This window comes from Pseudoduganella sp. RAF19 (genome assembly GCF_052114165.1).
GTDB lineage: Bacteria > Pseudomonadota > Gammaproteobacteria > Burkholderiales > Burkholderiaceae_D > Rugamonas.
Window position 1 is genome coordinate 98060 of record NZ_JBFREF010000013.1, and the last position, 12095, is coordinate 110154.

The window sequence follows — 12095 nt, forward strand, 5'->3', positions numbered from 1 at the left end:
GGCCGCCTGGTGACTTCGGCGCCTGTCAAATTTGCGGAGCTCACTTTGCATTGCCGGACTCAGTAGGGTGTGGCGGTCATGCATTAGTTCAGACTTTGTTGAAATGCGCCGAAGAGAGGGTTATGCCGCAGTGCGTGTATCCAGGCGCTACGACGCAGGAATTCTTTGGTGCGCTGTGGTGTCTGTGTCAGCTTCAACTTCGAAAGAGTTCGCGACATTTGTCAGAGGCACTTTCAAAGGTGTGCTCATCGTCGGCGATTATGGACGGCAACGTTGTAAACAAGCTGGAATCGCTACCAATTACAACTAGAGAAAGTTTGATTGCAAGGTCTTTCTGGATGTTGTTGGATTGGCCCCGAAACTTCATTTCTGCATCTAAAGTGGCAAATCTTAGCAGGTATCATTTCGCGGCTACTTGGAATCAACAGCCCGCCTGGTTATCGGAGATTGTCGAGACCGAACTGTCAAAAAGGACGATGGGCATTACTACTGAAAAGGTGATAACAGCGAAGCAAAGGCTGGAGCACGACGGCGTCGCGGTTTCCAAATCCAGCCTGCGTCGAGCGTTGGGAGTCCGTGATGCTGTCGCAATTGACGCGGTGGTAATACATCGTAGAAGAGCGAACATTGATGAATTCTCTCTGATTTGCCAAGAGTATGAGAGGCAGCTTATGTCTGCCTCTACAGCGAGGGATCAAAGAGCTTCGATACACAGGGACTACGCAATACTTTTGTTGAGCGCGTTGGCTGGACAGAAAATAGAGCAGATTTGCGCATTGTCGAAGGTCGACCTTACCCACTTGTTGGCGATCCTAAACGCGGAAGCTGACGGAAAATCCTCTGAGTTCAGGAGGTTCCTCAGACGAGCCGAAGATTTAGCACAGGATGATGAGTTATCCGCTCGTGCAGAGAGGAGTGCCTGGTCAGATGCGTGCAAACAGTTCGTTGGCCGATATGGAGAAGTGCTTGCTGGCCACACTGTTAGAGCGCGCGTCGCGAGAGATATGCGCAGAATCTTACCCGCCGAACTGTGGAATAGCGCCGATGTGTTCCGTAAGGTGTTTGTTGCACTTCGTTAAATATTAATACCAAATAAATTCCAAATCGGTTAGGCCACTATTCCTGTATTTGCGAAGATAGAAGCATCGACTGTATTGCAGAAAGTCTCCCACGCGCTTAGAGACCAAGTCCGGAGAAAAGCATAGCTATTTGAAGGGAGCGGCGAGCGGCTGTCTTTGACCTTGAACAAAACATATCTGGCAGTTCGACGCGTCCCCCAAGATGTAAATTTCCTAAAGTTAAGTGTGGCAAGCCGTGAGCTTCGGTTGAGCCTATGCGGACTCGCGCAATTTGGCCCCCTTGAATGGCGTTGTCCAGCAACCTAGACTAGGGAAACTTGTATGCAAGCATTATTTAAGAAATGCAAAGGCGGCTGCACTCGCCAAGAAGTCAATTCTTCCGGACATCTTCGCAAACTGCCTCGCCAAGGCATGCTCTCGTTGTTTCTGGCCTTGGCAGCACCGGCTTGGTCTCAGGAACCACATATAGGTCAGGCCGAGCCGCATGTGATGACCGAGGAAATACGTCATTCTTATACCGTTTATCCATATCAACCGCAGTTCGTGCTCGATGCTCGTTCTGTGACCGTACTTCGCGAAGAGGAGCCTGAGTCTGCTTTGAACGCTTGGATTGGGGCCATGCGCGCAGGCCAGTATGATCTTGCCATGAGCTGTTGGGACGTCGAATCGCAACGTCAGATAAGCGAAAGAGACAAGGCCCTAGGTAAGCAACCCTCTCAATGGCTCCAACAGTGGAAGCGCTTGTTCGGAAACAGCAAGGTGGTTCTCAGCAACAAGATCAAGTATGGAAAATATTGGATGATCACCTACACAGCCACTGACCCAGCTGGTCAAGTCTTGATTCATGAAACTGTGGCGCTGGGCAACAGCAAGGGTAAGTGGAAGCTGACGTTGGCTTTGGCTGACAACGCTGTTCTGAATAATTGGGAATCGGGAAAAACCCGCATCGAGCGCCTTGCCGCCCCCCAATTTAAATCCCGCGTCGACTAGACACTCGCTAAGAGGTCGTTTCAAGAAGAGTCCGCGGCAGCTGTTAACTTTAGCCATAGGCTGTTAACCTTGGTCAGGACAACTCGATTTTTCACGCGATGCCGTCGATTCATCGTCGGTGGGCGCGGTAGGGGCGGGCCAAAAACAGGACCGAACCCCACCGATCGCGCGCGACCCGGTTCCAAGCATCCCCTCCTCGTCGATGCCAATGGCGATCCCGTTAGCACTATAACCTGACAAATTAATCTACCGGACGGCTTACGCGCTGCACGCTTCAGCCGCCGGTTATTGCGCACCTTAGCTCCCTTCTATGGAACCATCAGCACGTCATCTAGCGCTTCACGGAGCCATTGTCCTGTTGGTCGGCTTGCTTTGCGGCGGCCCCTACGGCCGCGCCGTGAACCGCAACGCCGCGCCGCATGTCGTTCACTCGTGGCGCGTGGCTCATGCAAGCCTGCCCATGGGCGCATTGCTCATGTTCACTGTGGCTGCCCTACTCTCATCGTTCGCAGTGGCGGTTTCCATTAAATGGGCTATCGCGGTTGCGCTCATTGTTTCGTCCTACGCGTTCTGCTTTTCACTGCCACTGGCAGCCCTGGTAGGCCAGCGCGGTCTGTCGTCGCAAGGGCCCCTTGAAGCCAAGGTCGTTTTCGCCGGCAACATGCTGGGTGCATGGGCGGCGCTCGTAGCAACGCTGGCGCTTATCTATGCGGGGTTAGTCTTGCTGTGAGGCAGAGAGCTCGCCCCTCCATCGAACAGGCAGCCTCAAGTCAAGCCATTGTGTCAATTCCCCAAGTTACACTCGCGCTAGAGCCAACACAAAGTCAGCACCCGTAACGAGGAACACATGCCACTCATGGCAATCACTCGACTTCGAGTGCGATCCTGGCGGTATCTGCCAATATTCTTCTTGCAAGCATTCCGTTCCACCATTCAGGCGAAGGCCGCGAACGGCAATCTTGTAGTGTCAGTCCTGAGTGAAGCCAATAGAACGTTCTGGACTCGCACCGCCTGGGCTGACGAACAAGCCATGAGCGCGTATATGTCCCCAGGAGTGCATCGAAAAGTCATGCGGAGCCTGGCGAAATGGTGCGACGAAACATTCGTCGCGCAATGGACTCAGGCGACTCTCTCTCTGCCTTCGTGGGAAGAAGCGCATCATCGGATGCAATCTCAGGGGCGCCCTTCGCGGGTAGACCAACCGACTCCGGCCCTTCGTGCCTTTCAAATCCCGGCGCCACTGGTTCGTCGCAGCGACACACCTTGCGCCTGAAGTTGTCAGTACCCGTTGGCTTGCCTAACGATGAATGTGAACCCATCCGCGTGACGTTTGTCGATGAAGGCCATTAGGGCTTGAGTCGGCGGTCGAGCATCGCTTATCTAAGTATGCGCTCGCTGGTTTGGAAATCGCTGGCGTTGCGAAGCACTTCAACTTCACGTTCTTGGCTTTCAGACGTCCTTGCTTGTCCGTATTCGTACCTTCCGATTTGGCAGTATCACGGCCGGGTAACCAAGCGCCGCAAGGCGATCAATGCAGTGTCAACCCCAGGCAACATAAGCTCCAAGGCCACTTCAGTGAGTTCCCATTCGTTGCTTGAAGCAGCATTGCAACGCTGTGCGAGCCAACTTTGGCAGTCTTGCGAGGTTATATGGCGGTCCAAGAATGTGGTTTTTGGTGAGAATTTTGTTATAGAAATCTATCGAAAAACAACTGAAGCGAAGCATTTTCACCAACTGGAGACAGCAATGAATTGGAAGAAGCGGAGTAAGCTCTGCTTGGCCGCTATGTGCATAGCGGCCTTGAGTGGCTGCGGCGGGAAAAAAGCTGGGGAACCGGACGTGACGCCAATGAGCAAAGATGAGGTCGAGGTAACTCGCACGTCATTTGGGGTGCCGCACGTTAAGGCGACAACCGAAGCCGGTCTAGGCTATGGGTTAGGTTATGCGTACGCGCAAGACAATATTTGTCTCATGGCGGACGCTTTGGTCACAATGGCTGGCGAACGATCAAAGTATTTCGGTCCGAATGAGACATACAGGCTGTTCGGCGGGGTAGGGAACGATGCAGTAGTCAATATTACCAGTGACTTTTACCACAAATATTTGAACGAACCTGAGTCTGTTAAGGCGACACTTGACAGTCAGCCGGCAGAGCTGCAGTCGCTGCTATCAGGGTATGCCCGCGGATATAACCAATACTTAGCATCCGTTGGAAGCAACCGCCTTCCAATTGCCTGCAGGGATAAACCATGGGTGCATCCAATAACGGCAGAGGATCTGATCCGTCTGGTGCGTCACTACACCGTTATGATGAGTGGGGGGGATATAACGCTCATGCAGGCATTTGTGGACGCTGCCCCGCCCACCGGTAACGCGATGGTCAGTTTCCATTCGAAAAAATCACCAAATGTTGCGTGGTCCGGTTTGGCAGAACTATCTCGATCTACTGTGCGCAGATCGGATTGGCCTGAATCCAATTTTGGAAGCAATGCAGTGGCAGTGGGCAAGGAAGCGACAGAAAGCGGACGTGGGCTCCTTTTCGCCAATCCCCATTTCCCATGGGGGTCAATTGCGCGCTTCTACCAGATGCATTTGACTATTCCTGGGAAAATGGATGTGATGGGGGCCTCACTCGGTGGCTTACCGGTGGTTAATATTGGTTTCAATAATAACGTGGCTTGGAGTCATACTGTTAATGGAGCGCCTCGCTTCGTCTTCTACGCGCTCGCACTCGATCCTTCCGACCCGACTAAGTACTATATGGACAATCAGTCCAAATCCATGGTGAGGAAGGAGATTTCCGTTGAGACGACAGTTAACGGCGTTTCCTCTATGGTCAAACGCGTGTTTTATTTCAGTGAGCATGGCCCGATCGTTGTTAATTCTGATCTTGGTGCACTATGGAGCCGGCAGAATGCGGTAGCGTTAGCTGACGTGAATTTCAATAACACTCGTATGCTGCAACAATGGTGGGAATTCGCGCGTGCAACCTCCTCCTCGGACATTAAGGCGTCGTTGGAAAAGACAGTCGGCGTGCCCTGGGTTAATACTATTGCCACCGACCGCGACGGTGCCACATTTTTTGGTGCAGTCACGCCCGTTCCGAATGTAACCGATGCCAAAGCGACAGCTTGCATCCCGCCTCCCTTCGTGCCAATGAAAGCAATGGGGTTCTGGGTTCTGGCCGGCACTACTTCCGCGTGCCTGCTCGACGATGATCCTGGTGCGCCACAAAAGGGGATTTTCGCCGGGAAGAATCTTCCCACCTTGCTTAGAAACGATTATGTTCAGAATAGCAATGATGGCCCATGGATGACTAATCCGTCGCAACCCTTGCGCTCCGTCGCCGAAATTATCGCGCCAAATTCGGGCCCACAAGGTGCAAGAACGCGGCTCGGTGTGACACAGATCGAAGATCGCTTGTCCGGAAAAGATGGATTATCTGGCCGTAAATTCACCGCAGAAAATCTGCAGAAAATTGGCTTGTCCAACGAGCCGTATTTTGCGCGCCTACTGCTCGCTGATTTACGGGAAGCCTGTACAGCGCCTTCAGCCGACATCGTCAAGGCTTGCACAATCCTTGCAGGATGGGACGGCAAAGCCAACAAGGAAAGCGTCGGCTGGCCGTTGTTCCAGCAATGGCTGGCGGTGATGCAGCTTAGCGGGTTGGACTACGACAAGTTGAAAGCAGATCCGAACGATCCAATTCATACTCCAAGTGGTTTAAAGGTCACGGACCCCGCTGTGCGGCAAGCGGCTCGCCAAGCGCTTGCGACAGCGACGCAGCAACTCGACAAAGTCGGCGTGGACTACAGCAAGCCATGGGGGAATCTGTTGCAGAGCGATCTGGGTGGTAAGCGGATTGCCTTGCATGGAGGAAGCGGAGGCATGAACTGGGCAGTACCCGGCACCCTTTATGTAGATCAAATCTATAACATCAACCAATCGAAGCTGCGCAGCGATGGCACACTCGCACCTTTCTGGGGAGCATCCATTGTGCTGACCGTATCGTTTGAGGGGGACGCACCGAAGGCACAAGGATTCCTGGCTTTCTCGCAATCGACCGACCCCAGTTCGCCACATGTGTCGGATCAAACGGAACGCTACTCGCGTAAAGACTGGATCAGCTATCCGTTCACGGACCAGCAAATCAAGAGCGATCCGGCATACGCCACCACCAAGCTGAAGATGCAATAAGTTCGGGAAAGGCTGTCAGTCGAAAGGGGCGTCATCGCCCCTTTCTCGCGCAAGCGCATTGGGCGACGCCTTCCAATTCTAGTGGCTAAGTAGGTTTAGCTATCGGGGTCGGCTACCAAGAGCTTCAAGTGGAGTGCATGAAGCTGCGTAGGTTGGGCCTTTAATCGATGAATTGGCCTCTAATCACCTTAAAAGGTATTTTATGCTCATTTACGCGCGCGGCCGTTTATCCATTGCGTCAGTCTTTCAGCAGACTGACGTCTGATTAGAAGAGTAAAGCGGAAAACACAGCCAGCAATCAGAAATATAGGCACGTACTTCAGTCGTTATTTCAATTCTTTAACTCTCGACTGCCTTGCCGGAAAGCGTTGTTATATTGCGAGCGTGGTATTTCTTGCTGAGCTCCCGAATATCAATATCAAGAATCAATTTTGGTATCGATCAATAAATCTGAGTTCCGGATTTATCTAGACTGTAGTTGCCGCAGGACTTATCTTAGCGGGCTTCTCATTGGTTCATTATCTTTTCGATAATTAATTCTAAGCCAAGCTGCTGGACTATAGTCAGATTGCAATGACAAAAATATTAGACTGCTCAATGATTGGCAGTGAATTTTACCATTTTGGCCGTAGTCAAAGTTGCATGGGGATAACATCTAGATGCTTCAGTCTGACTGACTAAGGCATCTAACTTCAACTGTCAATTGTAGATGGTTGCATTTCCCTACATTAAATATGGCCTTATAGGGTCCGATATATCCGGAGACAAACAATGAAATTTAAGCTGTTGTCGGCTGCTATTGCGGCTTGTTTTGCAGTTCCAGCATTTGCTGAATCCTCAATTACGATGTATGGCATTGCCGACGCCGGTGTGATGTATGTAAATAATGGCGGTACTGATTCCAAAGCGAAGTTAGTGAGCGGCATCGCTGATGGCTCCCGCCTCGGCTTCAAGGGCACAGAGGACTTGGGCGGGGGTTACAAGGCAGTGTTCAATCTGGAGGCGCGTATCGAAATGGATAACGGCAAACAGCAGGTGGGAAATTTGTCGTCTAACCAAGGGGTGGCGCTGGTAGAAGGTCTTAACTTTACCGTGCCGGCGTCGGCAGGTGGCGCGACGACTGCGGCGGCTCTTGCGGCAGGCGTGAAGAACGCGCTGAATCCTGCGGTGACTGTCAATATCAACAACGCACTATTTGATCGTACGGCTGTGGTGGGCTTGGTCACGCCAGTGGGTGCCGTACTTCTGGGACGAATGTACACCCCTGCTTATGAGGTAATTAACACTGGCGACGCTTTCGAATCCGGCACTGGCGGCAGCTGGCAAGGTGTCCTTATGGGCACCGGCGGCCTGCTAACGGCCGGCATGGCGGTCCGTACCGATAGAGCGGCGCAATACCGAATTGAATTGCCGAACGGCATCGGAGCGTCTTTGATGTACGGCTTCAAGAATTCCGGTTATATCGGTATGGATAAACGGTTCCGCGCTGCCAACATCCGTTACAAGGCGAATGGCTGGAACGTGGGCGCCGCCTACAATGAGGGCTTGGATCAAGTTGGCGCCCGCGGCCTTGTTACATCTACGATCGCTGGCTCCTACATGACTGGGGATTGGAAATTCTTCGCTGGTGTGCACAAACAGAAGAACGACAACTCGGTTATTATCCGCTACGCCTTGGATTTACTTACGCCAACCTTCAATCAGTTTGGACCGCAATTGGGCCCGGTGTTGATGTCTCAGGCCAACACTGTGCTCCGCCGAAACTTCCAGCTGGATGCAATCAGCTACCAAGTCGGTATGCACTATTATGTCGGCTCTGGTCGCATCATGGCCAATGTGTCACGGCAGCATGACCGTCGTGCCGATGGCTCCGATGCCACTCAGTACGGTATCGGTTATGACCATAACCTTTCCAAGCGTACGGACATTTATGTGGTGGCTGCGTATATCCGGAACGAGAATGATGGCCAGTACGCGATCGGCGCCGCAGCCGCGCCAGGTGGGTTTACTGGCAAGCCAGGGCAAGATAGTAAGGGCGTGCAGTTGGGGATTCGCCATCGCTTCTAAGTTGTCCCGGCCGCTCCGCATGGCGTCCGCGCGCTGCGCTCTGATCATCGGCATCACACTGCTCGGCGCCTGTGCTACGTCACAGGCAACTGCCGATGCATTGCCTCTCCAGGCGCAGGATGACGCCGCAGCCGAACGCGCGCGTGTCATCGACGCCATGCTGTCGCGCTATCTTAAACCCGGTGCACCGGGTGCGGTAGTGATGGTGACCGAGCACGGCATGCCGCTGTAGTCGTGTAGTCGCTCCACAATTCGTCCGCAATGCATAGCGCCGCTGGGTCACGCGTCAGTACGATGTGGAGACATCTTCATTTTGCTAACCGAACGCGATGCAATCGGAGTAAAGAGGTGATGCTCGTTGTCAATCCGTGACCAGGAGCCGTTGAAGTTCATAGTCGCCCGCGTCTCCTGCTGTGGAAGTGGGCCTTTATAGCAAGCATAGCTCAGAATAAATTTCACAGGGGAAAATATCGTGGAAGTTTCAGTGAAATTTTAATGAAATGTGAGCTTAACTTTCACGATGGGCACTCATGTCAAACTTTGGGTTGTTGAGGCCGATTGAGAATTGACCAGCCGGAACCCAGCAAAGAATGTCATAGCAACTCGCTTCGAACGTCGTGCCGACATTCATGAAGCATTCCTCAAACTCGGCTGCGCACTGGTCTGCTGGAGCATCTTAAGCGCACCGAGCTGTCTTTTTGAAACCGCCTCTAAGAGTATTCGCTACAAGTCCTTCATTAAATATAAGAGGCGGCTCGGCTCAAGGTACGGGCCGTAAATGTTCTGTAACTATTTTGTGCGTTTATTTACGACGTTTTGTGCGTTTAATTATGAATTTGCGCAGGTAGCGCAGGATGGCGTCCGGCGTACAACGGCATTGCCCACTGGGGTGCCCAAGAAAACCGCAGGGACAAGGATTCATCGCGGCGATCAGCTGAAAGCGCGCAGGGAATTCAGCATGCCGCAGGGCCCGCGCGATGGTGACGTGTCCGGATTCCAGTGGCTCTCTGAGCACCTCAAGTACCTTTCTGTCGAACTCGGGTAATTCATCCAGGAATAAAACGCCACAGTGCGCGAGCGATATTTCGCCCGGCCTGGGCACAGTGCCGCCGCCAACCAGCGCCGCGCCGGACGCGGTATGGTGCGGCGCGCGAAAGGGACGAGTCTTCCAGCTGCTCAGGGAGAAGTTGCCGATCAGCGATTGGACAGCGGCGGATTCGAGTGCTTCATCATCCGTCATTTCAGGCAGCACCCCGGCGAAGCGTGAAGCCAGCATGGTTTTGCCCGCACCTGGCGGTCCGATCAGCAGGATCGAGTGCTGGCCGGCAGCGGCGACTTCGAGGGCCCGCTTGGCATGCTTCTGGCCCTTTACATCAGCAAAGTCGAGATAGGGTGAGGGCAGCGGCAATGGAGAGCCGATATAGCGCTCCAGTGGGAATACGGGCGGTGGTTCGCGCCGGCGGCGCTTATTTGGCCGGGGCGGGTTTGCATCAGCTTCGCCTCCTTCGGCGCCTTTGCCGCTTTCGTCATTTGCTGCGCTCGCCTCATCGCTCCAGCCTCGGCTAATGGACTCGGGATCGGTGGCGGTCGGCGTTCCGCCAAAGTGAGCGCAGATCTGAAGCAGGGTGGCTGCCGGATAGATTGCAGCGTCGCGTACCAGGGCTGCTTCCTCGGCGTTGGCGAGCGGCAGGATGAAGGCACGGCCGCTGCGCGCGGAATCCTTGTGCATGGCGTAGGTCATGGCCAGTGCGCCGCGGATAGGGCGCAGCTCACCCGTGAGTGAAAGTTCGCCTGCAAACTCGTAGCGGTCGAGGGATTGGGCAGATAGTTGACCAGAGGCGGCCAGAATGCCGAGTGCTATCGGCAAATCGAAGCGCCCGGATTCCTTCGGCAGGTCGGCAGGAGCCAGGCTTACCGTGATGCGTTGAGCGGGCATGTCATAGCCCGTGTTGAGGATCGCTGCGCGCACCCGGTCACGGGATTCTTTGACCTCGGTGTCGGCGAGGCCGACGATGTGGAACGCAGGTAAGCCGTTGGCCAGATGCACTTCCACTGAGACTTCCAGCGCCTGCATTCCGGCCAGCGCCCGGCTCTTGAGGACAGCGATGCTCATAGACCCTCCTGTGTGGAGGAATCGTAGAGCTTTTCGCCTCAAAGGAATTGAGGCGTCACAAAGGCGGGCTTATTTGTTGTCGTCGGCCAGCTTGGCTTCCAGTTCGGCCAGGCGCTGCTCGACCAGCTCCAGCTTGGCGCGGGTTTTTTCCAGCATCTGACGCTGGATATCGAATTCTTCGCGGGTCACCAGATCCAGTTTGGCGAAACCCTGGGTCATCATTGCCTTGACGTTCTTTTCGATGTCCTTGGCGGGCGAATTTTCGATGGCCTGATTGATCTTGCCCTGAAGATCATTAAAAAAATTGTTCATATCCATATGGTTTCCCGTGTGTGTGATGTGTGCGCACCACGCTGGTGCAACTGCGGCTTTATTTGGTGCGGCCGCTTGTCATAGCATCGGCTTATGCAGTTATAACACGCCCACAATGCGCTGGCACGTATTCTGCTACTGACAGGTAAAGCTTGCCGATTAAGCCTGAATTTTAAACCGCAATAAAAATTCACTCAAAAGGAAATCGCCATGAATCACCTGAGCAAGAACCTGACTCTCGCAGCCGCCATTGCCCTGGCAATGGCAACTATGGGGGCGGGCCTGGCCCAAGCGGAAGAACAAGCCGCTGCAGCACCGGAAGCAAAGCCGGATCATGAGATCTCCTTCAACGCCGCCGTAACCAGCGATTACCGCTACCGTGGTATTTCGCAAACCCGCCTGAAGCCAGCCCTGCAGGGTGGCGCGGACTACGTCAACAACCCGACTGGTCTGTATGTGGGTACCTGGGCGTCCACTATCAAGTGGATCGACGACGCCGGTGGCGACGACAAAGTCGAATGGGATATTTACTTCGGAAAACGCGGCGAAATTATGCCGGATATTTCCTATGACGTTGGCTTCCTGGCCTATATCTACCCCGACCACGGACTGACGCCCGCACCGACCACGAAGGAACTGTACGCCCAGATCGGCTACGGTCCCTTCGCCCTGAAGTATTCGCACTCGATCAGCAATCTGTTCGGTTTCGCTGACTCGAAGAACAGCGGCTACATCGATGGCATGTTCAATTACGACGTCTATGACGGTTGGACGGTGAATGCGCACGTTGGCCATCAGAAGGTCCACCACAACAGCGCGGTCAGCTACACCGACTGGAAACTGGGCGTAACCAAGGACTTCGGCATTGCCACCGTGTCCCTGGCCTACGTGGATACCAATACTAAGGCCTACATCGGGCCCTACAACAAAGATCTGGGCAAGGCAGCTGCCGTGCTGATGATTTCCAAGACTTTCTAAGCGAGGCCAGTATGAAAATGATTACCGCCATTATCAAGCCGTTCAAGCTGGACGAAGTGCGTGAAGCGCTGTCGGCCATCAACGTGCAAGGTATTACGGTCACCGAAGTGAAAGGCTTCGGCCGCCAGAAGGGCCACACCGAGCTGTATCGCGGCGCGGAATATGTGGTCGACTTCCTGCCAAAAACCAAGATCGAAGCGGCCGTGGATGACGCTATCGTCGAGCAGGCGATCGAAGCGATCGAAGGCGCAGCGCGCACCGGCAAGATCGGCGACGGCAAGATCTTCGTCACCGATCTGGAACAGGTTATCCGTATCCGTACCGGCGAAACCGGCAACGACGCTCTTTAAGGGGAACTG

General features: G+C 53.9%; 10 protein-coding genes and 1 pseudogene. 9 read left to right on the forward strand and 2 right to left on the reverse strand.

Annotation, left to right across the window (positions count from 1 at the left end; genetic code table 11):
- Positions 1-260 precede the first annotated feature (260 nt).
- The 7 genes and pseudogenes from AB4Z19_RS28085 (at position 261) to AB4Z19_RS28115 (ending at position 8565) form a co-directional block, all read left to right on the forward strand.
- Positions 261-1079, forward strand: coding sequence for a hypothetical protein (locus tag AB4Z19_RS28085; protein WP_442027341.1), 819 nt, complete (start codon positions 261-263; stop codon positions 1077-1079).
- 321 nt (positions 1080-1400) lie between these two features.
- Positions 1401-2069: a hypothetical protein gene (locus AB4Z19_RS28090; RefSeq protein ID WP_442027335.1), complete on the forward strand. Its 669-nt coding sequence runs from the start codon at positions 1401-1403 to the stop codon at positions 2067-2069.
- A gap of 73 nt (positions 2070-2142) precedes the next feature.
- Positions 2143-2300, forward strand: a pseudogene (locus AB4Z19_RS28095) (IS5/IS1182 family transposase); the annotation flags it as partial.
- 166 nt (positions 2301-2466) lie between these two features.
- A complete protein-coding gene (locus tag AB4Z19_RS28100) occupies positions 2467-2799 on the forward strand; it encodes a hypothetical protein (RefSeq protein ID WP_442027333.1) in 333 nt (110 codons plus the stop codon).
- A gap of 1016 nt (positions 2800-3815) precedes the next feature.
- The gene (locus tag AB4Z19_RS28105; RefSeq protein ID WP_442036821.1) at positions 3816-6266 is read left to right on the forward strand and encodes a penicillin acylase family protein; all 2451 of its coding nucleotides are present in this window, start codon (positions 3816-3818) and stop codon (positions 6264-6266) included.
- A gap of 771 nt (positions 6267-7037) precedes the next feature.
- Entirely contained in the window at positions 7038-8333 is a 1296-nt protein-coding gene (locus tag AB4Z19_RS28110) for a porin (protein WP_442027385.1), read from the forward strand.
- Positions 8334-8352: 19 nt separating this feature from the next.
- Positions 8353-8565: a hypothetical protein gene (locus AB4Z19_RS28115; protein ID WP_442027386.1), complete on the forward strand. Its 213-nt coding sequence runs from the start codon at positions 8353-8355 to the stop codon at positions 8563-8565.
- Positions 8566-9135: 570 nt separating this feature from the next.
- Here AB4Z19_RS28115 and AB4Z19_RS28120 read toward each other — a convergent pair.
- Together AB4Z19_RS28120 and AB4Z19_RS28125 are read right to left on the reverse strand one after the other, a co-directional pair.
- On the reverse strand, positions 9136-10446 hold the full coding sequence (locus tag AB4Z19_RS28120; protein ID WP_442027387.1) for a YifB family Mg chelatase-like AAA ATPase: 1311 nt from the start codon (positions 10444-10446) through the stop codon (positions 9136-9138).
- Positions 10447-10515: 69 nt separating this feature from the next.
- Positions 10516-10764, reverse strand: a complete 249-nt coding sequence (locus tag AB4Z19_RS28125) for an accessory factor UbiK family protein (protein ID WP_442027388.1) — start codon at positions 10762-10764, stop codon at positions 10516-10518.
- A gap of 204 nt (positions 10765-10968) precedes the next feature.
- On the opposite strand from AB4Z19_RS28125, the gene AB4Z19_RS28130 reads away from it, so the two are divergent.
- Positions 10969-11736: a TorF family putative porin gene (locus AB4Z19_RS28130; protein ID WP_442027390.1), complete on the forward strand. Its 768-nt coding sequence runs from the start codon at positions 10969-10971 to the stop codon at positions 11734-11736.
- Between the two features lie 11 nt (positions 11737-11747).
- Positions 11748-12086: a P-II family nitrogen regulator gene (locus AB4Z19_RS28135; protein ID WP_442027391.1), complete on the forward strand. Its 339-nt coding sequence runs from the start codon at positions 11748-11750 to the stop codon at positions 12084-12086.
- Positions 12087-12095: the final 9 nt, after the last annotated feature.

Bases quoted from the DNA above. Each gene is read 5' to 3' on its own strand.
- AB4Z19_RS28085 (WP_442027341.1), top strand. From the start codon at position 261: ATGGACGGCAACGTTGTAAACAAGCTGGAATCGCTACCAATTACAACT.
- AB4Z19_RS28090 (WP_442027335.1), top strand. From the start codon at position 1,401: ATGCAAGCATTATTTAAGAAATGCAAAGGCGGCTGCACTCGCCAAGAA.
- AB4Z19_RS28105 (WP_442036821.1), top strand. From the start codon at position 3,816: ATGAATTGGAAGAAGCGGAGTAAGCTCTGCTTGGCCGCTATGTGCATA.
- AB4Z19_RS28110 (WP_442027385.1), top strand. From the start codon at position 7,038: ATGAAATTTAAGCTGTTGTCGGCTGCTATTGCGGCTTGTTTTGCAGTT.
- AB4Z19_RS28115 (WP_442027386.1), top strand. From the start codon at position 8,353: ATGGCGTCCGCGCGCTGCGCTCTGATCATCGGCATCACACTGCTCGGC.
- AB4Z19_RS28120 (WP_442027387.1), bottom strand. From the start codon at position 10,446: ATGAGCATCGCTGTCCTCAAGAGCCGGGCGCTGGCCGGAATGCAGGCG.
- AB4Z19_RS28125 (WP_442027388.1), bottom strand. From the start codon at position 10,764: ATGGATATGAACAATTTTTTTAATGATCTTCAGGGCAAGATCAATCAG.
- AB4Z19_RS28130 (WP_442027390.1), top strand. From the start codon at position 10,969: ATGAATCACCTGAGCAAGAACCTGACTCTCGCAGCCGCCATTGCCCTG.
- AB4Z19_RS28135 (WP_442027391.1), top strand. From the start codon at position 11,748: ATGAAAATGATTACCGCCATTATCAAGCCGTTCAAGCTGGACGAAGTG.